General features: G+C 28.5%; 23 protein-coding genes. 10 read left to right on the forward strand and 13 right to left on the reverse strand.

The genetic code is table 11. The features are described from left to right. Nucleotides 1–55 precede the first annotated feature (55 nt). On the reverse strand, nucleotides 56–1,189 hold the full coding sequence (dnaJ, locus tag Q0617_RS03750; RefSeq protein WP_298750631.1) for a molecular chaperone DnaJ: 1,134 nt from the start codon (nucleotides 1,187–1,189) through the stop codon (nucleotides 56–58). Between the two features lie 76 nt (nucleotides 1,190–1,265). Between dnaJ and recR the strand changes: the two genes are divergently transcribed. The 6 genes from recR to Q0617_RS03780 all read left to right on the forward strand — a co-directional run bounded on the left by recR (nucleotide 1,266) and on the right by Q0617_RS03780 (nucleotide 5,430). Continuing rightward, nucleotides 1,266–1,838, forward strand: coding sequence for a recombination mediator RecR (recR, locus tag Q0617_RS03755; RefSeq protein WP_298750634.1), 573 nt, complete (start codon nucleotides 1,266–1,268; stop codon nucleotides 1,836–1,838). Between the two features lies 1 nt (nucleotide 1,839). Further along, on the forward strand, nucleotides 1,840–2,016 hold the full coding sequence (locus Q0617_RS03760) for a uracil-DNA glycosylase (RefSeq protein ID WP_298750637.1): 177 nt from the start codon (nucleotides 1,840–1,842) through the stop codon (nucleotides 2,014–2,016). Nucleotides 2,017–2,081: 65 nt separating this feature from the next. Continuing rightward, nucleotides 2,082–3,467, forward strand: a complete 1,386-nt coding sequence (locus Q0617_RS03765) for a HAMP domain-containing sensor histidine kinase (RefSeq protein WP_298750639.1) — start codon at nucleotides 2,082–2,084, stop codon at nucleotides 3,465–3,467. Between the two features lie 9 nt (nucleotides 3,468–3,476). After that, a complete protein-coding gene (locus tag Q0617_RS03770) occupies nucleotides 3,477–4,397 on the forward strand; it encodes a dUTP diphosphatase (RefSeq protein ID WP_298750641.1) in 921 nt (306 codons plus the stop codon). A gap of 33 nt (nucleotides 4,398–4,430) precedes the next feature. Continuing rightward, the gene (locus Q0617_RS03775; RefSeq protein ID WP_298750643.1) at nucleotides 4,431–5,120 is read left to right on the forward strand and encodes an AzlC family ABC transporter permease; all 690 of its coding nucleotides are present in this window, start codon (nucleotides 4,431–4,433) and stop codon (nucleotides 5,118–5,120) included. Then, the gene (locus Q0617_RS03780) at nucleotides 5,110–5,430 is read left to right on the forward strand and encodes an AzlD domain-containing protein (protein ID WP_298750645.1); all 321 of its coding nucleotides are present in this window, start codon (nucleotides 5,110–5,112) and stop codon (nucleotides 5,428–5,430) included. The genes Q0617_RS03775 and Q0617_RS03780 overlap by 11 nt, the downstream gene beginning before the upstream one ends. Nucleotide 5,431: 1 nt before the next feature. Here Q0617_RS03780 and Q0617_RS03785 read toward each other — a convergent pair whose 3' ends face one another. The 9 genes from Q0617_RS03785 to Q0617_RS03825 form a co-directional block, all read right to left on the reverse strand. Next, nucleotides 5,432–5,998, reverse strand: coding sequence for a GNAT family acetyltransferase (locus Q0617_RS03785; RefSeq protein ID WP_298750647.1), 567 nt, complete (start codon nucleotides 5,996–5,998; stop codon nucleotides 5,432–5,434). A 65-nt stretch (nucleotides 5,999–6,063) separates the two neighbouring features. Beyond that, the gene (locus tag Q0617_RS03790; RefSeq protein ID WP_298750650.1) at nucleotides 6,064–6,672 is read right to left on the reverse strand and encodes a Crp/Fnr family transcriptional regulator; all 609 of its coding nucleotides are present in this window, start codon (nucleotides 6,670–6,672) and stop codon (nucleotides 6,064–6,066) included. Beyond that, nucleotides 6,665–7,936 (reverse strand): response regulator, encoded by a 1,272-nt coding sequence (locus Q0617_RS03795; RefSeq protein WP_298750653.1) that lies wholly within the window; start codon nucleotides 7,934–7,936, stop codon nucleotides 6,665–6,667. The genes Q0617_RS03790 and Q0617_RS03795 overlap by 8 nt, the downstream gene beginning before the upstream one ends. 26 nt (nucleotides 7,937–7,962) lie before the next feature. Beyond that, nucleotides 7,963–8,463 (reverse strand): gamma carbonic anhydrase family protein, encoded by a 501-nt coding sequence (locus Q0617_RS03800; protein ID WP_298750655.1) that lies wholly within the window; start codon nucleotides 8,461–8,463, stop codon nucleotides 7,963–7,965. Between the two features lie 61 nt (nucleotides 8,464–8,524). Further along, nucleotides 8,525–11,110: a M14 family zinc carboxypeptidase gene (locus Q0617_RS03805; protein ID WP_298750657.1), complete on the reverse strand. Its 2,586-nt coding sequence runs from the start codon at nucleotides 11,108–11,110 to the stop codon at nucleotides 8,525–8,527. 4 nt (nucleotides 11,111–11,114) lie between these two features. Then, nucleotides 11,115–12,611: a helix-hairpin-helix domain-containing protein gene (locus Q0617_RS03810; protein WP_298750659.1), complete on the reverse strand. Its 1,497-nt coding sequence runs from the start codon at nucleotides 12,609–12,611 to the stop codon at nucleotides 11,115–11,117. Further along, nucleotides 12,608–13,522 (reverse strand): ATP-grasp domain-containing protein, encoded by a 915-nt coding sequence (locus tag Q0617_RS03815; protein WP_298750660.1) that lies wholly within the window; start codon nucleotides 13,520–13,522, stop codon nucleotides 12,608–12,610. Before Q0617_RS03815 ends, Q0617_RS03810 begins: the two co-directional genes overlap by 4 nt. 12 nt (nucleotides 13,523–13,534) lie before the next feature. Then, nucleotides 13,535–14,629 carry a M20 family metallopeptidase gene (locus Q0617_RS03820; protein ID WP_298750662.1) on the reverse strand — a complete coding sequence of 365 codons (1,095 nt, stop codon included), beginning with the start codon at nucleotides 14,627–14,629 and terminating at the stop codon, nucleotides 13,535–13,537. Nucleotides 14,630–14,783: 154 nt separating this feature from the next. Next, nucleotides 14,784–16,022, reverse strand: a complete 1,239-nt coding sequence (locus Q0617_RS03825; protein WP_298750664.1) for an argininosuccinate synthase — start codon at nucleotides 16,020–16,022, stop codon at nucleotides 14,784–14,786. Between the two features lie 66 nt (nucleotides 16,023–16,088). On the opposite strand from Q0617_RS03825, the gene Q0617_RS03830 reads away from it, so the two are divergent. Genes Q0617_RS03830 through lptB form a run of 4 tightly spaced genes read left to right on the forward strand, consistent with a single transcriptional unit; the run spans nucleotide 16,089 to nucleotide 18,470 of the window. Continuing rightward, nucleotides 16,089–16,352, forward strand: a complete 264-nt coding sequence (locus tag Q0617_RS03830; protein WP_298750666.1) for an RNA-binding S4 domain-containing protein — start codon at nucleotides 16,089–16,091, stop codon at nucleotides 16,350–16,352. Beyond that, nucleotides 16,345–17,325, forward strand: a complete 981-nt coding sequence (gene trpD / locus Q0617_RS03835; RefSeq protein ID WP_298750668.1) for an anthranilate phosphoribosyltransferase — start codon at nucleotides 16,345–16,347, stop codon at nucleotides 17,323–17,325. The genes Q0617_RS03830 and trpD overlap by 8 nt, the downstream gene beginning before the upstream one ends. Nucleotides 17,326–17,335: 10 nt before the next feature. Further along, complete coding sequence (tsaE, locus tag Q0617_RS03840) at nucleotides 17,336–17,755, forward strand: tRNA (adenosine(37)-N6)-threonylcarbamoyltransferase complex ATPase subunit type 1 TsaE (RefSeq protein ID WP_298750670.1); 420 nt, start codon at nucleotides 17,336–17,338, stop codon at nucleotides 17,753–17,755. Further along, nucleotides 17,748–18,470: an LPS export ABC transporter ATP-binding protein gene (gene lptB, locus Q0617_RS03845; protein WP_298750672.1), complete on the forward strand. Its 723-nt coding sequence runs from the start codon at nucleotides 17,748–17,750 to the stop codon at nucleotides 18,468–18,470. The genes tsaE and lptB overlap by 8 nt, the downstream gene beginning before the upstream one ends. On the opposite strand, the gene Q0617_RS03850 is transcribed toward lptB, so the two are convergent. From Q0617_RS03850 to Q0617_RS03860, 3 genes are read right to left on the reverse strand one after another with little or no spacing between them, the layout of a single operon-like run. After that, on the reverse strand, nucleotides 18,467–19,711 hold the full coding sequence (locus tag Q0617_RS03850) for a response regulator (protein ID WP_298750674.1): 1,245 nt from the start codon (nucleotides 19,709–19,711) through the stop codon (nucleotides 18,467–18,469). The two genes, lptB and Q0617_RS03850, sit on opposite strands and share 4 nt — an antisense overlap. A gap of 24 nt (nucleotides 19,712–19,735) precedes the next feature. Beyond that, nucleotides 19,736–20,461 carry a 3-deoxy-manno-octulosonate cytidylyltransferase gene (kdsB, locus tag Q0617_RS03855; protein ID WP_298750676.1) on the reverse strand — a complete coding sequence of 242 codons (726 nt, stop codon included), beginning with the start codon at nucleotides 20,459–20,461 and terminating at the stop codon, nucleotides 19,736–19,738. Between the two features lie 12 nt (nucleotides 20,462–20,473). Next, complete coding sequence (locus Q0617_RS03860) at nucleotides 20,474–21,877, reverse strand: PAS domain S-box protein (protein ID WP_298750678.1); 1,404 nt, start codon at nucleotides 21,875–21,877, stop codon at nucleotides 20,474–20,476. Nucleotides 21,878–21,917: the final 40 nt, after the last annotated feature.

A 21,917-nucleotide genomic window follows, 5' to 3' on the forward strand; every position in this document is an offset into this window, starting at 1 on the left:
TTTTGGTTTTATCACAGTAATAAAAATACTGTGATAAATTTTAGTTAAATATAGTTTATTTAAACCAGCTTTTTACTTTGTCAAACATATTTTCAAAGTTTTTTTCATGTGGTTTGCTCTCTATTCCAAAGCTTTTTTGTAGTTTTTCTAATAACTCTTTTTGTTCATCATTTATATTTTTAGGATATTTTATTTTTATTTGAACAATTAAACTACCTTTTCCATGTCCTTGTACAGATTTAACACCTTCATTTTTAAACTTAAATTGCTCTTTGTCTTTAGTTCCCATAGGAATTTCTAATGATAATTCCCCTCTAAGACCTGGTATAGTGATTGTATCACCAAGAGCTACTTGAGTAAAGAATAGCGGAACCTCTATATAGATATCATCATCATGTCTTATATAGTGAGGATCTTCATTTACATTGATTTGTAGATATAAATCACCTCTTGAGCCATCTTGGGCAATATTCCCTTTATTTGATACTCTAATTCTATTTCCATCATTTACACCTTCTGGAATATCTACATTAAATTTTTCTTCTTTTTCTTCATATCCAGTACCTGAACATTTTTTACATTGATTAGCTACAGATTCACCGCTACCATTACATGTAGGACAAGTTTGTGCAAATGTCATAAAACCTTGTCTTGCATGAACTTGACCTTGTCCCGCACAAGTTTTACAAGTAGATAGTTTACCATCTTTTGCACCAGTACCTTTACAAGGTTTACAAGCAGTTTTATATTTATAAATAACATCCTTGTTTGCACCAAATACAGCTTCATTGAACTCTACTTTTAATTCAACTCCAATATCTAAATTATAACTATATGTTTTTTTCTGTCGTCTTTGTTGTCCACCAAATCCACCAAATCCAGATTGTCCAAACATCTCTTCAAAAATTGAACTTAAATCCTCAAATCCACCAGAGCTAAATCCACCTCTACCTTGTCCATGTCCTTCTAATCCTGCTTTTCCATATCTATCATATAAAGCTCTTTTTTCATCATCACTTAAAACTTGATAAGCTTCATTAATTGCTTTAAATTTTTCTTCTGCTTCATTATCATCTGGGTTTTTATCAGGATGATATTTCATTGCCATTTGTCGGTAAGCTTTTTTTAATGTACTTTTATCAGCACTTTTTGTAACTTCTAATAATTCATAATAATCTATGTCTAACAAAGTATTGCTCCTTTTATTATTTAAAAAACTTCGCGATTTTATCTAATTTATGATAAATCTTTGATATAATCGCCACATGAAACTTGGATTAAATAAATTTTATGACTTAGTAGAGGCCTTTGAATCTCTTCCCACTATTGGAAAAAAATCAGCACAAAGACTTGCTTATCATATAGTAATGAGTGATAACTATTGTGGTATCAAAATTGCTCATAGTATTGAAAGTGCATTAAAATCAATAAGAAAATGTTCACAATGTGGATGTATGAGTGAACATGAGATTTGTGAGATTTGTTTAGATGATGATAGAGAATCTAGCTTTGTATGCGTAGTTCAGTCTGCAAAAGATATTTTCACAATAGAAGAATCAAAACAGTTTAATGGTAAATATTTTGTTATATCTCAATTGGATGAGATGGTTTTAGATAAATTAATTTTATTTGTTAAAACAAACAGAGTAAAAGATGTGCTTTTTGCAATATCTCCATCTTTATCAAATGATGCTTTTATTTTGTTTATTGAAGATAGATTAAAAGAGTTTAATATAAACTTTACGAAAATAGCACAAGGTGTTCCTACAGGAGTTAGTTTAGAAAATGTTGACATATTGTCATTAGCAAAAGCAATACAAAGTAAAGTGATAATTTAAAATGGAAGAAAGAATTATATGTCAAAAGTGCATTCATTATTATGTAACTTGGCAAAATGGTAGATCACATGGATGTAAAGCATATGGCTTTAAATCGCCAACAATACCAAGTGTTGTTGTAAAAAGTTCAAGTAAAATGGATTGTAAACTTTATTATAAAAAACCAAATACAAAATAGGACTTATCTATTTGCAAGAGAATATACTAAAAATTCAAAAGGATCAAATTAAAATCTTCACACATATGATAAATAATGAACAAATAAGTTCTTTACTTGAAGATAAGCAGATTAGTTATAAAGAGTTTTTAGAAACAATTCTCGTACCACTATTTAATACATTTATAAAGTTTTTACAAAATGAGAAAGATATTAAATTAAAGTTTTTATTGAAAAATACTTTACAAAAAGATGAGCTATTCTTAATTCTTAGAACATTTAAGAACTCTATATTTTTAGATGCTAAAAATAGTAGTAAATTAAGTGATTATGATTTTACAAGAAGAGTTGATGAAGTTTTTGATATCTTTTATCTATACTTATTTAAAAAAAGTCAAACTATTAAAATAGTAAAAGATGAAGATGAAATTAATCATCTACTTAATACTTTAGATGAGAATTTAGCTATTTTATATCTAGATTTAGATGGAAAAATTGAAAATTCAAGTGCTTTTTTTAGAAAACTATTTTTAGCAAATAATAAAAAAATCAAATTTAAAAAGATTGAAGATTTAATAGTACATAAAAGTGAAGCTACAACTTTTATAGAAAAGATAAATAATGAAGATAATTTTAATATTGATTCCTTAGAGGTAATAAAGTGTGACAAATCAGCATTTTGGGTTGAAATAAATGTTGAAAAAAGAGAAAAAGATATTATTATAATTTTCAAAGATATTAGCTATAGAAAGAGTTTAGAAAATCAGAAAAAAGTATTTCTAGAACAATCCAAAATGGCAGCAATGGGAGAGCTAATATCTATGATTGCACATCAATGGAGACAGCCACTTCAAACAGTTTCAATATTGGCACAAAAGCTTGTATTGAGAAAAAAACTAGATGGTTATGTTGATAATGATATCCTACAAAAATCTGTTACAGATATTGATTTACAGTTAGATTATATGTCAAAAACAATAGATGACTTTAGAAATTTTTTTAAACCTGAAAGTCAAAAAACAATTACAAAACCAAGTAAAATAATAGATAAAGCTATTAAGTTTTTGCATTATATTTTAACTATAAATAATATTGACTTTAAACTAGAGATTATCAATGATAGAGAAATTAGTATTATTGAAAATAATCTTATACAAGTTATGATAAATATCATAAAAAATGCAATAGATGTTCTTTTAGAAAGACAAATAGAATCAAAATTGATAATTATTAGATGTGATTTTAACGAAAATTATGTAATAATAGAAATCGAAGATAACGCGGGTGGAATACCTGCAGAAAATTTAAATAAAGTTTTTGATTCGTACTTTACAACTAAACACAAGGACAAGGGCACCGGTCTTGGCTTGTATATGAGCAAAACTATCATTGAAGAACATAGCTTAGGTAAACTAAGTATAGAAAATAGTTCAAATGGTGCATTATTTAAAATAGAATTACCAGTAGAATAGGAGTTAATATTGTTATATGAGGATTTGAAAATTGCTACAAAATCTTTAGGTTTTTTTACTATAGAAGATTTTGCAAAATATATTGGTGTAACACCATCTGAAATTTTGAAATGGGAACAAAAAGATAGTGTTCCTTATACTGTCTCTTTAATTGTACATTTACTAAGAGGTGAAGAGAACTTACCTGAAAGTTCAACTTTAGAGAGTTTAGTTGAAGAGTGTTTACCACTTGCAACTTTATTAGAAGAGGCTTCTAGCTTTCCTCATAAATTAGAAGAGATGTTTTTATTACAAAAAGAGTTAAATGACTCTACAAATGGTAAAAACTGGGAATTGGGAACTAATAAGTATGGCAAAGAAATAAATTGGTTAAGATGTATTCATATGGAAGTTTCTGAACTTATTGAATCAACTCCTTGGAAACATTGGAAGAATATCAATTCAGAACCTGATATGAATAATATTCATGTTGAGTTAGTAGATATTTGGCACTTTTTGATGTCATATATTTTACAAGAGACAAATATTCCAAAAGCTGTATCTTTAGTAAATACACATTGTATTTATGAAGCAAATAGTGAAGTAGATGTGAATCTTATGGTAAAAGAGTCTGAAAAACTTTCTTATATCTCATTAGCTATCCAAACTGGAAACATGCCATCATTTTCAGGAATAGAGAGATTTATTGACCAATACTTTAGATGTTGTAAAATCTCAGGATTATCTTTTCCTTGGCTTCAAAAGCTATATATTGGTAAAAACTGTTTAAATAAGTTTAGACAAGACAATGGATATAAAGAAGGAACTTATACAAAAGTTTGGAATGGAGATGAAGATAATGTAGTTATGGTCTCAATACTAGAAGAGTATGAAAGTATTGATTTTAACCTTTTATATACAAAACTCACTGAAGCTTATTCAAAACTGTAAAGAGATTTTTTCTCTTTACAAAACCTCCCTCAAATGATAAAATCAAGAGAATTTAAAAGCGCACTAAAAGTCTCAATTCCTGTTATGATGGGTTATTGTGTACTTGGTTTTGCTTTTGGATTATTGATTACCAGTTTAAATTATCCTTGGTATTTAGCTTTTATTATGTCTGTATTTATTTATGCAGGAGCACTGCAGTTTTTGGCTATTGGATTTTTTAGTTCAAAACTTGGACTTCTGGATATTTTTATTGCATCTATTTTTGTGAATATTAGACAATCCTTTTATGGCTTATCTATGTTAAAAAAGTTTAAAAAATCTGGAAAACTCAAACCCTATTTGATATTTGCACTTACAGATGAAACTTATGCACTTTTAACAAGTATAAAAGAGGATGAACAATTAAATAAGAAGTATTACTATTTTTATCTAAGTGCTCTCAACCAATTTTATTGGGTTACTGGAAGCCTTATAGGTGCAATATTTGGTACAAATATATCTTTCAATACAAATGGATTAGAGTTCTCTTTAACCGCTCTGTTTGTAATACTAGCAATTGAACAATATAAAGCTAATAAAAATTTTGTACCATTTTTTATTGGTGCAATAACTTCAATAATAGCAATTTTGTTAGTTCCTATAGATAGTATGCTTATTTTTGCTATTGTTTGTTCTTTGATTGGGATGTTTATTTTTAAAAGTAGTTTAGAAAATGCTAAGTAATGAAATATATTTAGCTGTTTTAGTGATGGCTATAGCAAACTTTATTACTAGAGTTTTTCCATTTTTATTTTTTGTAAAATATGAGCCACCAGCTTGGGTTGTTTTCATCGAAAAAAATTTTCCACCAATTATAATGACTATTTTAATATTTTATACTTTAACAAGTATCGATTTTAAAATTGTTCCTTATGGTGCAAAAGAGCTCTTGTCTATATTAGTAACAGCTTTTTTACACATAAGATTTAACAACTATTTAGTCTCTATAATTGTGGGAACTCTTTTTTATATGGGACTTGTACAGTTTTTATAACTTATTTTTCTAAAACTCTTTTAGTGGTATCAAAAACCATTTCGTAGTAAGTATTATTATTAAATTCAAACTCTTGAATAACATCAAGCCCAAGTTTTCTTTTATGTGCAGAATAAGAACGCTCATTGATTTTATTTACAAAAGTTACTAAAATAGGGTATCGTTTAGACATAGACTCTAAGGCAAAATCAAAAAGTTTTTCTAACAGTCCACTTCCTCTTACACTTTTATCTATACAAACTGGTCCATATTGATAAGAGTTATCTACTGTTAATGTTTGTCCCAAATATCTTAGTTTTGGTAAATCTTTTATCATATGCACAAACATAGGCCATTTTGACCAAAACTGCCACGAAGCTGACATAACATATCCTAATACAACATCATCTTCAACTGCTATAAATAAGCCTTGTTCTTGTTCAATAAGGGCTGTTAGTTCTTCTTTTGAAAAGCCTGTTGTTACAAACCCATCTTTTTTATCAACTTCAGCAATAGTTGCTAGTTGGTATTTAGCATGTAGTTTTAATATATTCTCTATATCTTTTATTTCTGCGATTTTTAATTGCATTTTTGTCTCCATAAAATTGATGATGTAAGTATACAATCAAAAAAAAATATTGTCATTAACCTATGTTAATTTTTCATCTCTTTTCTAATTCTAGATAGTGCAACATCAGTAATACCTAAATATGAAGCAATATGATAGTTTGTTACAGCATCTTCAATCATAGAATAATCATCTAAAAACTTTTCATAACGCTCTCTTGCATTTAAAAGTAGAAAATCAGCTTCTCTTTTTTCTTTTTTGATTATAAGATTTTCATAAACTCGTAAAAGTAAGTCATTCCACTGTTTATGCTCACTGCCAAGTTCTAAAAGCTTTTTATAAGATATATGTAAACAAGTAAAGTCACTAAGCACTTCTACACTAAAAGGGCAGGGTGTTCCATGGGATACAGAAGAGATACTGCTTAATAAATGTCCTTGTTTTTCTGCAAAAGATTTATTAAACTCTTTCCCCTCAACTGTTAGATAGTAGTATCTAGCTAAGCCAGAAATTAAAAAATAAAAATCTTCAACTTTATCATCAATAGAAAAAAGATGCTCGCCTTTATTTAATGTTTTAGTATTAAAAAAAGGTTTTACCATATTCCAATTTTCCTTAGAAATAGGGGAGATATCATTTAAAATAGGGTATAAAATATCAAATTGTTTTTCTATATTCATTTGATATTTACTCACTTTTTTCACCTTTTAATTCTTTCATCTCTTTTTGAAGATTATTAACTAAATCAAGTAGATTTGATATTCTTTTTTCGTGCTCTTCTTGTTTTTTTTCTAAAGTATCTATTTGTTTATCTTTATTGAAAATAGCTTTTTTTAGATCTTCTAACTCTATTACTAGGGATTTATTTTGAGTTTTTATTTGAAGTAGTTGTTTAGCTATTAAATCAAATTGTTTCTTTTTATCTTGCTTCATCATTAAATCAAGCTTTGAGTATTCAATATTTTGTTTTTCATATATTTCAAGTTGTGAAAGTAGGCTTTTTATTCTATTTTCATATGTAATAACTTTATTTCTTAGAAGCTCACTATTATCATTGAAGCCACTTATTTTTGATAAAATTATCTCTTTTTCTTTTTTTAGATTAGATATCTCTTTTTTATAAGTAGTAACTTGTTCTAAATATCTTTTGTTTTGTGCTCTTCTTTGATTCTCTTCATCAGTAACTAAAAATCTAATACTAATAAACTCAACAATATCTTTACCCAAATCATCAAATACAGGAATAATTTTTGTATTTATGTAATATGTTTCATTATTTTTAGATAGATTTCTAAGAGTTCCTTCCCAGGTTTTTCCACTTTTAATTGTCTCCCATAACTCTTTAAATAGGCTTTTAGGAGTATCTGGGTGTCTTACAATATTGTGATTTTTCCCTATTACTTCATCTTCTTTGTACCCTGAAACTTCTAAAAATGCATCATTTACAAAAGTTATATTTCCTTCAAAATCAGTTTTAGAAACTATTGCTTCTTTATTTAACAAAGATAAATATGACTCAGTCTCTTTTTTTTGTAGGATATAGTTTTTCTTATAATATATATCTTCACATACAGTTTCAAGATTTTTATCAAGTATTGTAAAATCTAGAGGTTTTAGAAAATATGAATTAACATTTAGGTTTATTGCTTTTATCATTTGTTCAGACTCTAATATACCTGTTGTGAAAATATATGGCACATCTTTATTTTCTTCTCTAATTTTTTCAAGAAGTTCGATTCCACTCATTTTTGGCATATTGATATTACTTATGATTAAATCATAAGGTAAGTTTTCTTCTATGGCTTTTTTGTAAGCATCATAGCCATCAAATGCATTACTGCACGAAGTAGTAGTTTCAAATTTTTTATTTAAAAAGTCTTCAAAAACTTTTCTCTCTTCATCATCATTTTCTACATATAAAACTTTTAACTTTTTTATAAATTCATTAATATTTTCCAATATGTATCCCTATTTATACCATTTACTTATCTATAGTCATTTTTGTATTCAACATAGTGGGCAGCGTGTTTAATTAATTTATCAACATCTTCTTGATTTAACTCTTTCACTACTTTAGCAGGGCTTCCCATGATTAAACTTCTTGGTGGAAACACTTTTCCTGAAGTTACAAGTGAATTTGCTCCAACTATACTTCCTTCTCCAATTACTGCATCATCCAAAATTGTTGCACTCATGCCAATTAGACAATTATCTTCAATAGTACAGCCATGAAGCATAACTTTATGGCCTATTGTTACATTATCTCCGATTATTGTTTTTGTATTTGTATCAGTGTGAATACATGATAAGTCTTGGATATTACTATTTTTGCCTATTTTTACTTCATTAACATCAGAACGAATAACACAGCCAAACCAAACAGATGAATCTTCGCCTATAGTTATGTTTCCAATTAAATCAGCGCTTGGAGCTATCCAAGCACTTGGGTCTATTTGTGGGTAAAATTCTTTAAATTTCAATATCATTTTAATATCCTAAAATTATTTTAGAATATTATAGCTACTCTAATTAAAAGCTAAATAAAAATTATTTAGCTTTATATTCTAAAATAATAGGTTCAGAATAGTTTGGAACATCATCATAAGTAAATATTGCATAATACTTATCTATATCAGTAGCTCCAAAGTCATCTAGTGTATATTCATCTACACCTGCATAAAGTTTTTGACCATCTTGTGCAGATAGAGGTTTTCTATAAGCATTTTTAATTATTTTTGCACCTGTAAAATCTGGATCTTTTGGGTTATTCCAAGTGACTTTTATTTTACCATTTTCCATAACTAACTGGGCATTTGTAACTTGTTCAACAGGAAGTCTTCTTTTAGGAATATGTTCAATAATTAATTTTGGGCAAAGGGCAGTATTATTTGCTTCCCAAGAAACAGTTTTATCTTTTATTATTTTAGTAGCCGATGTAGGCTTTAATACAAAGGCAATATCTGATTTATTTTTTAGCTTTTCATTTAAAATAATTTCAGAAAAGGAATCAAACATAAAGTATTGGGTTTGATTGTTTTTTAGTTCATTTGCACTAACGTCATAACCAACATTTTGAATTACTTCTCTATTTGTAATATCTCTATAACTTTTATCAATATTTTCATCTACAAACTCTAAATGGAATCTAATATCATCTTTTATATAGATTTTTGTAGAGTTTAATTCAAAATAAGCTTTAGTAATCATTGTGTCATTATAAGGAGGAAGAGACGATAAGTTAAACTTGAAAGTAGAATATATCTTATTTCCTTTTTCATCAAAACCAGCAGTTATTACATCATCTGTTACTTCTGTTTTACTTACTGTATGAATAGATTTTGGATATAAAGTTGCAACTGTAGGTTCAATAGTATATGTTAATTCAAGTCGTGGTCTATATGATAAACCAAAACCATACTTCCCATATCCAATATCCCATTGCATCATCTGTTTAGTTCGTCCAACTCTTAACTCTTTGGGCCCTTCAACTCTTAATACGATAGTATCATTGAGAATTGATTTTTTTAAATCCACACACTCTGAGCCTGATAAACTCCAAGTTCTCCAAATCCCTTGTGTAAGCTGATGTGATTCAGTTGGTCGGCCAATGTATCTGATTATTTCCATATTATCTACATCTTCAAAATTTGTAATATCACCCATAGTTTCTTGATTAACAAGTCCAACATTCCATTCACCATATTTTTCAATTGTTGTCGAAACTCTGTTAATAGGATATAGATTAAAAGAAGCTACTTTTATAAGGGCATTTTGAGGAAGAGATTTCATATTTATAGATATAACAGCATAAGAAATACCTTTATTTTCATCAACTCCAACAAATAAAGAATTTATACCAAAATGTTTAGGATTATTATTTAAATTTTCAGCAACGTAACCTGTACCTTTTGCATTTGCGTAATAAGTTCTACTATATTCATCATACTCTACTGATGTTCTAACTCTAATTTGTGGATAAAAAGGTGATTTTTGATTTGTTTTTTTATTTACAGCTCTGATATTATAAAAGTAATCTTTATTTGATGCTAAATTAATATCACTAAACTCTAAGCTTTGTGTTTTTGTAATCAAATTAGATGCGTTACAAAAGTGTTTATCGCTACGACTTCTAAATATTTCGAAATATACATCTTTGTCTATTGTAAAATCCCATTTTAAATTTACATGATTAGAACCAATTTCAGTTACATCAAAAGAGTTTACTCTCGACATAGGAGAGTTTTTACTATAGTTATCAACTTCTTTTAAGGCATAAATTAAAGCTGGAATATGTTCTCTAATATTTTCATTCATATCTTCCATATAATCACTAATATTCCTAGTTCCAACTTCTACCACAGATGATAATATACCTTGTGAATAGTAAAACTCTCTTCCACTTCCAGAGATTAGTTTTGCTGGTGGTTTACCTTGGTGTATACCATACTCTCGTCCTGATATTTTTCTAATCTCTTCTGCCATATTTGCACATAATGTATTCATATCAATTGTATCAATAGTATCTTCATGTCTAAAATCATGAGCAGGAAAGAAAACATTTCCTTGACTATGATAATCTAATGCAATTGTAATATTTGGATGAGCTAAAACAAAATCCCTTAGACTTTGAGTTTCTGGTTCAGAAAAAGGTTCAGGTCCTCCATATACATTTGAAGAGGTATTTGTAGATTTTACAAATCCTATGGGAAAGTTTCTATTTAAATCTACTCCATAAGTCCCATCCATATTTTGTCTTCTATTTTTTCTCCAAAAAGAGAAATGGTTTCTTGAATATTCATATCCATCTGGATTTGCACAAGGTACCATGTATATAGTACTTTCGCTTAAGTAAGTTTGTAGTGTTGGGTCGGTTTCTAAGTTTCTTAGAACATAAGAAGCAAATTCAATTGCTAATTCATGTCCTATCCATTCTCTTGCATGAATAGTTCCAGTATAAAATAGTGCTGGTTTACTATTTGCAGTTTTTATATTTTTTGAAATTGTGATTAAATTTATATCTCTTTTTTCCCAAGTTTGACCAATCGATTCTATTTTAAAATATTTTGGATATTCTGCTTCTAGTTCTTTAAAAATTGTTGTTGAAGCATCGTATGATCTGTATAGTATTTTCAAAAATTTATTCTCCTACTTTTAATCTGGATTTTAGCTGATTAAACTTATTTTTTCCTATACCATCTATCTCTTTTAACTCTTCAATATCTTTAATTGAAGTTACCTTTTCTTTGTAATCAAGGATAACTTTTGCAAGCTTTGGTCCTATCCCTTTTATTTTCTTTAAAATCTCTTTTGATGCACTATTTATGTCAACTCTCATATCACCAATTGTTTGGTCCCATGATTTTAGCATTTGTTTATCTATTGATTCTATTTCAAGTAAATCAGAACTATCTGTTATTATGTTTTCATCTAAATATTCTTTGATTTCAAAAGCTAAATCTTCTTCCATACCGTATAAAGACATTAAATCTGTCAAAGTAGCTTCGTTTAAATTGATTTTTTTCTTTTCAAACTCAACAACAGTGCTTGCTTGTTTTGCATAGGTTTTTTCTAAATCTTTTGGTGCAATAGAATCTGGAACATCATTTTCATTACTTATTTCTGTTAAAGACATATCAAAGCCTTTTGTATCATTTAAAAAATACTCTCCATCAAAACTAGGTTTATATTTACTAAACCCTATATGTCTCATTGTTCTAAGTAATGAAGAGTCTATTTTCCCTAACTCTTCCCAAGAGAACATTGGAACATGAGGTTTTTTAAATCTTCCCATAGAAAAGTCCCACATCAAGTATTGACAAATCCAGTCTCTTATGTAAGGGAAAGCAGCAAAGGCAGTTGCACACTCTAAAATATATGCTTTTCCTGTTTTAGCACAAATAGCAATATCACAAGCCCAATATTCAGCTTTTGCCGCTTTACTTGCTTTTACAGCTAGTTCAAGAGCATTCATAGGAATATTTTCATAAGACATCGAACCACCTTGTGATGTATTTGTTATCCATTCTCCAGTACCTGAATATCTCCAAAAAGCACAAATAGGTTTGTGTCCTATAAGCATTACTCTAATGTCCCCTGAATCTTTTAAATCAATCGCATTTTGAGTGTAAATAGGGTTATATTTTTTTTCATCTAGAAGTTTTTTTGCTTCTTTGTAACTATCAGCTTTATGAACAAAATATCCACCATAATTAGATGCTCCGTAACTTCTTTTTATGATTTGTGGGTAAGTAGCTTTATTTTTTAGATAATCATACCCCTTATCTTTATCATAATAGATTTTTGTTTTAGGAATTGAAATATTAAATTTCTTACAAAATAGAGTTACATTCTCTTTTGATTTATTTGAAAACTGTGTTTCAATTGAGGGTACAAATCTTACATTTGGAAGCTCTTGTGATATCTCAACAAATGTCTCATATGCAGTTGCCGGAATATTCCCAATTAGTACTTCAATCTTTTTTCTTTTAATCTCTTTTATGAACCTAGCTTTGTCATTTTTCCAATGGTATGTAACAGTTTCTATTTTATCTGGCCAGCCTTTAAAGTTTGACTTATCAAAAAATCTCATTACATAATCTAAATATAAGAATCCTATCTTTGGCAGTTTTTTCATTTTTTATCCTCTTTTTTTGTTTTTCTATCTATTAAATCAACAATCAAATCAATTTTTTTATCATTGAAGTTTAAGCCCATTTTCTCTTGTTCTGGTGTTGCAAAGGCAGGTATACCATTTACTTCTAATACAATATATTCCTCTTTCTTTCTATCATATATTATATCAACACCTGCAATATCAAGCCCAGTGATTTTAGTTGCTTTTAGTGCCAAATTGATTACATCTTCATTTGGCTCTCTTAAAAACACGCTTCCTCCACTAGTTACATTTGTACGCCAATCAGCACCATTTGCTTTTCTTCCATAACATCCTACAAATTGACCATCAACAATATCAACTCTATAGTCAGTATTATCATAATCGATAAATTTTTCAACGTAAAAAAATCTTAAATCCATTTGATTTAAAAAAGGAATAAGCATATTTAGAGTCTCTTCATTCTCTATTTTTGTAAGTCCAACTCCACCCCAACCATCAGTTGGTTTATACACCATTTTAGACCACTTTTTCATTATTGTATTAAGATGATGTGTATCATCCCTATGGCATAACTTATAATCTGCAGTTTTTACACCATTTGCTCTTAATAAAAATGATGTGTGGAATTTATCTTCGGTAAGTTCAAATGCTTCATAATTATTAATCATTGGAATAACTCTATTTAGGGCTTTATATAAATACATTTGATACTGAGTTTGCTCTCCTGCATTATATGAGAAAAATAAGTCAAGTTTTTCTAACTTAATTTTATCGTACATTATATGAGAGTTTTTAGCAATTGCATTTCGTAAATTTAAATTAGGATGAGTAACAATATCCCTTTCATTTAGCTTGCTTATAATCTTTTTTTGTATCTCTTCTCCACCACTATTTTGGTAAAGCCACATACCTATTTCTCTTTTTGCCATGTTATTCCTTTCTTAGTTGTTATTTTGAAAATGAGCTAAAATTTTAGTCATTAAATCAATTCTTTTTGGAAAACTATCTTTTAATGCTCTTTCTTTTATGGTATGATCTCCATCCCCATAAGGGCCAAAACCATCTAAAGTTGTAACACCACAAGATGCAACTATATTAGCATCACTTACACCACCTCTTTTTTCAGTTAATAGCTTACTATTTGTAATCATCTCTATTTGACTGATTAATTCTAATTGTTTAGAATTTTCTTGCATAACATCTCTTTGAATTGACCCAGTAAGCGTAGAGAGAGTTCCTTTGACATATGATTTATTGACTATTGTATCAATAGCATTAAGAACTCTTTGTTTCTCGTCATTAGACGTGTATCTAATCTCTAAGGTTAATTCACATTTTGGAGATATCGTATTTGCACCAATTCCTCCATTTATCTTACCAACATTTACAGTTGTTTGCAAATCTAGATTTGTTAGTTTTACTAAATCTTGTAGTTTAAAACTAGCTTCTAAGTTTGCATCAATTCCTTTATCATAATGATTTCCTGCATGTGAAGCTTTTCCTTCAATATGTATAGTAAAAGTTCCTACTCCTTTTCTTTGAGTAACAACTTCCATATTCTCTCCAGCAGCTTCAAATACAAAACATAAATCATAATTTTTTGCTATAGAAGAAGTAACTAATTTAGAGTCATCACTACCTGATTCTTCATCCGAAACGAGTAAAAAATCTATATTAAAAATCTCTTTATTGCTAGTATATATATTTCTAAGAGCTTGTAAGGCAACAATATTTCCACCTTTCATATCACAAGCACCTGGACCATAAATCCACTCTTCATCTTCGCTTACATCTTCAAAGCTATTTGCAGGAAATACGGTATCATTGTGACCTAAAAGTAGAATTTTAGTTCCATCTTTTTTCTTTGATGAAAAAAGTAAATGATCACCGATTAATTCACGAGTGTATATTTTCTTTTGAAAGTTTAAATCTTCCAGCCATGTTGACATAAATTTGCCAACATTATCAACGCCGATTTTATTTTTTGTATATGAGTTTATACTCATAATGGCCATTAGGTCAGTTAGGTAGTTCATGTTATTCCATTTTTATTTTGTAGAATAGTTTACTATAAGAAAGTAGCATTTAAGTTACAAAATTAATTATAGTAAATTGTCTTACTCTACATTACCATAAAATAACAATTTTAGAATAATTAAGGTGGTTATTTTCTAACCAACCTTAATATATTTATTTATTACGTTTTTGCCCAGCAATAATAAATCTCAATGCATTAAGTCTAATAAATCCTTCTGCATCTTTTTGATTATAAACTTCATCTTCTTCAAAAGTTGAGTGAGCCTCTGAGTATAAAGAGTTTACAGATTCTCTTCCTACAACCATAACATTACCTTTGTAAAGTTTTAGTTTAACAGTTCCTTCTACATATTTTTGAGTAGCATCGATTGATGCTTGAAGCATTTCTCGCTCAGGTGAGAACCAATACCCTTGATAGATAAGTTTTGCATATCTTGGCATAAGTTCATCTTTTAAGTGAGTAGCTTCTCTATCTAAACAAATAGATTCAATAGCTCTATGAGCTTTTAGCATAATAGTTCCACCTGGAGTTTCATAACATCCACGAGCTTTCATCCCAACATATCTATTTTCTACTATATCAATTCTTCCAATACCATGTTTATTTCCATAATCATTTAGTTTTTTAAGAAGTGTTGCAGGAGATAACTCTTCACCATTTATTGATATAGGGTCACCATTTTTATATCCAATTGTGATATATTCTGCAACATCAGGAGCTTTTTCAGGAGAGTTTGACCATAACCACATAGACTCTTCAGGCTCATTATTTGGATTTTCTAAATGTAAACCTTCATATGAAATATGTAAAAGGTTTGCATCCATAGAGTATGGACTAACAGATGGATTACCATCTGCATCGATGTGCTTTTTATCGATTTCTATCCCATTCTCTTTTGCATATGCAAGAAGTTTTTCTCTAGAATTTAAATCCCACTCTCTCCAAGGAGCAATAACAGTAATTTCAGAATCTAATCCTAAATAACCTAACTCAAATCTTACTTGGTCATTTCCTTTTCCTGTTGCTCCATGAGATACAGCATCTGCACCCATTTTATGAGCAATCTCAATTTGCTTTTTAGCAATAAGAGGTCTTGCAATAGAAGTACCTAATAAATACTCTCCCTCATAAATTGCATTTGCTCTAAACATAGGGAAAACATAATCTTTTACAAACTCTTCTTTGATATCTAATATAAAAATATTTTCAGGTTTAATTCCACAAGCTAATGCTTTAGTTCTTGCAGGTTCAACCTCTTCACCTTGACCTAAATCTGCTGTAAATGTTATAACTTCTGCATTATATTCATCTTGAAGCCATTTTAATATTGTAGATGTATCAAGTCCACCACTATAGGCTAATACTACTTTTTTTACTTCTTTTTTACTCATTTTTATATCCTACATCATAGTAATTTTAAGGAGTTATTTTATCTAATCTTAGCTATAATCTTGTTTATGAGAATAGATAAATTTTTAAACGCAGTTAATATTACAAAAAGAAGAGCCGTTGCTGAAGATATGCTTGAGCATAAAGTTGTACATATAAATGGAATGTCCGTAAAAAAAGCAAAAGAAGTTAAAGTAGGGGACATGATACAAATAAGATATTTGGAGTACACAGAAGAGTACAAAGTACTACAAATCCCACAAACTAAATCAACTCCAAAATCAAAACAAGATGAATATATAGAAAAACTAAAAGGAAAAGATGATGTTTAGTATGGATAAACTAAAATTTGATGATATTTTTGAAAACAGGCTTCCCCAAGAAGAAGTTAGAGATTTTTTAATCAAATTATACGAAGATGGAGAAACTGCAGAACAAATAGCAGCAGCTGCTGATGCCATGAGGGACCATCTTATTCCACTTCCTATTCATTACTCATTAAAAGATGAATTAATAGATAATTGTGGGACAGGTGGAGATAAATCAAACAGTTTTAATATCTCTACAACAGTTTCATTGCTTTTAGTTGCTTGTGGAAGTAAAGTTGCTAAACATGGAAATAGAAGTATTACAAGTAAGTCAGGAAGTGCTGATATGCTGGAAGAGCTTGGAATAAATTTAAATCTAAGTATTGAAGACCAAGTTAAGATGCTTGAAGTGACAGGTTTTACTTTTATGTTTGCTCAAAATCATCATCCTTCAATGAAAAATATTATGCCTATTCGAAAATCAATTCCACATAGAACTATTTTTAATATTTTAGGACCTCTAAGTAACCCAGCAACTGTTTCAAAGCAATTAATTGGGGTATTTAGTGATGAATATATTCATAGAATGATTACCGCACTAAGTCTTTTAGATGCAAAAAGAGCTATGGTTGTTAGTTCAAAAGATGGTATGGATGAGATATCTATTAGTGATGTAACTTATGCAACTACATTGATAGACCAAAGAACAAGTGATTTTATAATAGATCCTAAAGAGTATGGCTTAGGTTTATATCCAAAAGATGAAATTATTGGTGGTAATGCAAAAGAAAATGCTCAAATCACAAGAGATATCCTAGAGGGAAAAGTAGTAGGTGCAAAGCTTGATATTGTTCTTATAAATGCAGGTGCAGCCCTTTTTGTTGATAATAGAGCAAAAGATATAAAAGAGGGAATTGAAATAGCAAGAGAAGCTATTATTTCAGGAAAAGCTAAAGAAAAATTAGAACAAATAATTAGTTTTTCAAAAAGTATATAATAGGATTATTTTGGAAAAGATAGAATTAATTTTAGAAGAGAACCAATTATCAAAAATTATTGATAAACTAGAGAATTTGCTTAATGAAGATACATCTATTGTATTGTTACGTGGTGATTTAGCAAGTGGTAAAACCACATTAGTTAAGAATTATGTTAAGTCATTAAAAATAGATGATTTAGTAACATCTCCAACATTCTCTATTCAAACGATTTATGGTGAGAATATTTTTCATTATGATGTTTATAATAAAAGTTTAGAAGAGTTTATATCTTTGGGTTTATTAGAAGAGTTTGAAAAAGAGGGGACTCATTTTGTAGAGTGGGGCGATGATAGACTTGATGAATTACTTAATTCATATGGATTTCACACAATTAAAGTTGATATTGAGAAATTAGAGAATAAAAGGCGATATATAATTAATGCATAAATTAAGAATAGAAAACATAACTAAAAGTATTAAAAAAACTCAAATATTACATGGAATCTCACTGGAAGTTAAATCTGGTGAAATAGTAGGTTTATTAGGACCAAATGGGGCAGGAAAAACTACTACATTTTATACTGTTTGCGGATTAATAAAACCAACATCAGGTGAAATATTCTTAGATGATGAAAATATTACAGGATTGCCTTTACATAAAAGAGCACTGAAAGGTATTGGGTATTTACCCCAAGAATCATCTATATTCAAAGATTTAAGTGTAGAAGATAATTTAATGCTTGCAGCTGAAATTGTTACACAGGATAAAGAGGAACAATTTAAAAGAGTAGAAGAGTTACTTGAAGTTTTTAATATTGAACCAATTAGACAAAGAAAAGGTGTATCTTTATCTGGGGGTGAAAGAAGAAGAACTGAAATAGCAAGAGCACTTGTTTCAAGACCAGACTTCTTACTTCTTGATGAGCCATTTGCAGGTGTTGATCCCATAGCGGTAAAAGATATTCAAGAGATTATTCATCAGCTAACAATTAGAGGAATTGGTGTACTAATTACTGACCATAATGTAAGAGAGACTCTTGAAATTTGTGATAGAGCATATGTTATGAAAAGTGGTGCATTATTAGCATCTGGAAATAGTGATGAGATAAGAAATGATGGAAGTGTAAGAGAACACTATTTAGGAGAAAGTTTTACTTTTTAGAAGTAAGAAACTCTCTCTTCTTGATTGTCTAAAGATTTATTTAATGCTAAAGATACTCTTTTCATAATAAGTTCTTCATTATCATCATTATTTAGTTCAACTATCCCAAAACAAGACTTTTTAGAAAAGTTTTTCTCTTCAAGCATAATATTTAACAACTCTTCTAATTTATAAGCAACATTTAATGCTCCATCTAAATCTGTTTCAGGTAGTAGAATCAAAAATGCTGATTGTTCAGCTTTAAAATTTATATCATGTTCCCTAACATTTTTAGTAATTAGTTCTGATATGTTAATCAATAAATCTTCATAAGATACAATATTTTCATCTATGTTTTGAATCTCAAGTTTTATTAGAGATAAACTTTTTCTATATCTTCTAACTCTTTTAGATTCAAGTGAAAATATTTTATGAAATTTATTTAGATTATATAAACCAGTTATTAAATCATGGTTATATTTGTATTCAAATAGGTTTGATTTTTCATTTAGGTTTGTAATATCATATAAAGATACTAAAAAATAGTTTTTCTCTTTTTCTATTTTTGATACGTTTAATTTAAAGATTTTTTCACTATCTTCAATTTTTAATTTTACTAATACATTTTGTTTGTCTAAATTACTAATAAATTCATACCAAGGTATATCATTGCTGAAAGAGTACTGCTCTTTATCAATCATTGAGTCTTCAAGATTAATGGTAAACTCTTTAAAGCTTTTCAAAAAAGATTCATTTGCAAAAACTTCTTTTCCTTCATGCAAAATTGCTACAAAACTATCTTGATTGTTTAAAACTTCAACTATCTCATCAGTCTTACTTAAATCTGTTGACTCTTTTTTTAGCTCTTTATTTAAAAATTTATGTTCCAAAGACTTTGTAATATTTTTCATCAATTCATATAAATCTAAAGGCTTTAAACAATATGATGTTATTCCTAGTTCTATTGACTTTTTGTAAAAATTAGAATCAGTATGGGCAGTTGTTGTTATTGTTGGAATACTTGGATTGATTTGGTTAATATTTTTAACCATCTCTAAGCCATTCATTTTAGGCATATTAATATCAGTGATTATTAAATCTATTTCAGGATTGTTTTTAAAGGCATCAAGTCCTTCTTGACCATCACTACATATCACTAGCTTTTTTACAAAACTACTTAAAATATTAGAAGTAAAATTTCTAATTTCATCTTGGTCTTCAACATAAAGTATAGTTAGTTGAGTTAAAAAATTTTTGTTCATGAATACCTCTAATTTTAAAGTAACCTACTTAGTAAATATTTTCAATGCATTTCTTAAATCTTCTTCTGTATCAATTCCAAAAGATTTAGATTCTACCTCTACCATTGCAATCTTCTTTTCATGATAGATTGCTCTTAATTGTTCCAATTTTTCTATATGTTCAGTCATAGCACTAGGTAGTTTACAAAATTCATCTAAGCTTTTTGCTGTAAACCCATAGATACCTAGGTGCCCATGATATGTAGACTCTTCGTAATGGTCTCTATGGTAAGGTATTTTACTTCTTGAGAAGTATGTAGCATTTCCTTTACCATTTAATAATACTTTTACATGATTTGGATCATCAGCTAATTCTGAAGATATTTTCTTATGACACGATACAATCATAATATCTTCATTGTATTCTTTTACTTTTTTAACTCTATTTATTACAGCTTCTATTACCTCTGTTTCAATAAATGGTTCATCAGCTTGAACATTAATTACAATATCATCATCTTTTAAATTTAACTTCTTAGCTGCTTCATTTATCCTATCTGTTCCACTTTGATGAGCTGATGAAGTCATAATAGCATTTATTCCATGTTCTTTTGCTAAGCTTATTACATCTTGTGAATCAGTAGCAATAGTTACTTCATCTAAACTACTTACTTGTTTTGCAGTTCTTATAACCATAGGAAGTCCTAGTATATCAGCTAAAATTTTATTTTGAAATCTACTAGAGTTTAATCTTGCAGGTATAATTATCATTTATTAATTCCTTTAATTTATTACTGGTAAAGTAATTTTTGTAATTGTAGCATTAGCACTACTTGTAATTGAAATACTACCTTTTAAGTGTAATTCTATCACATTTTTTGCTATGTATAAACCTAAACCTACACCGTGTTTTTCTTGTTTGGTGGAGAAGTATGGCTCAAAAATTTTTGTTAAATGTTCTGGTTCAATTCCACCTGCATTATCTTTTATAAAAAGCTCTATAAAATCTTTTTTCCTCTTAACTTGAACTATAATTTTTTTATTGTCTACTATCATATTTCTCTGCATTGCTTCAATAGAGTTTTTAACAATATTATTAAATACACTTACTAGTACACTTTCGTAAGTCTCAATGATTATTTTATTATCACACTCAATTTCAAACTCAGTAATTCTTTTATATGGTTTTATTAAAGTTTCAATTAACTTCTTTAGTTCTACAACTTCTTTTTGTGCTTCAACTTCAATAAGTGACTTAAACTCCTCAATTGTATTTGAAAGATTTCTTACATTTTCAGTTATTATCTTTAGAGCATCTGTAAAGGTTTCATTCTCTTCAACTTCTAATGATAGTTTTTGTGCCAAAATTGAAATAGTGTTAAGGGGTTGTCGCCATTCATGTGAAATTGTTTTAATTGTTTCACTCATGATATTTAGTTTATTGTCTTGTGCTATAACCTTTTCATCAAGTTCTAATTCATGAGTTATATCAAACATCAATGCTGTAAAGCCAGTAATATCTCCGTACTTGTTGTTCATAGGTTTTATTTTTATATCTACCCAAAAAATGTCATTATTTTTCTTTACATTTTTTATTTTTCCTGTCCAGTCTTTACCTTTAAGAATTGTATCCCACATATCCTTGAAGAGTTCAGAAGGGGTATCTTCATGCTGAATTACGGCATGGGATCTTCCTAGTAGTTCACTCTTAGCATAACCTGTTAGTTTACAAAAGGCATCGGAAACTTTTGTAATAAATCCATATTTATCAGTATGACTTGAAATAACATAATTATTTAGTATTTGGTCATCTGAAATTTGTTTTGTAATATCTTTTGCATTTAAAACAAAGAATTTTTTATTTAGCATAAGAGAAATAGTTACTTTTAAATAAATTGGTTTTTTATCTTTTCTTGTACAAAGAACATTTATGTCAGTATCATATGAGTTTCTCATATTGTCGCGTAGAAGTTGTAAAAAAGATATTTTGTATTCATAATTAACAAAGTCTACAAAATTTCTTGATAAAAGTTCAATATTTGAATAACCCAATATTGGACTTAATGCATCATTGACATACAAAAATTTACTTTTGAAGTCTATTATCCCAATACCATCCCAAGAGTTATTTATAATCTCTTTCAACTCATGGTTTGTACTTTTTAATTTTTCTAAATCTGAACCCATCAAAAACCTAAATAAACTTATTTTTATATCTTTTCATTAT

This window comes from uncultured Arcobacter sp. (assembly GCF_937982575.1).
In the GTDB taxonomy this organism is placed as follows: Bacteria; Campylobacterota; Campylobacteria; order Campylobacterales; family Arcobacteraceae; genus Arcobacter.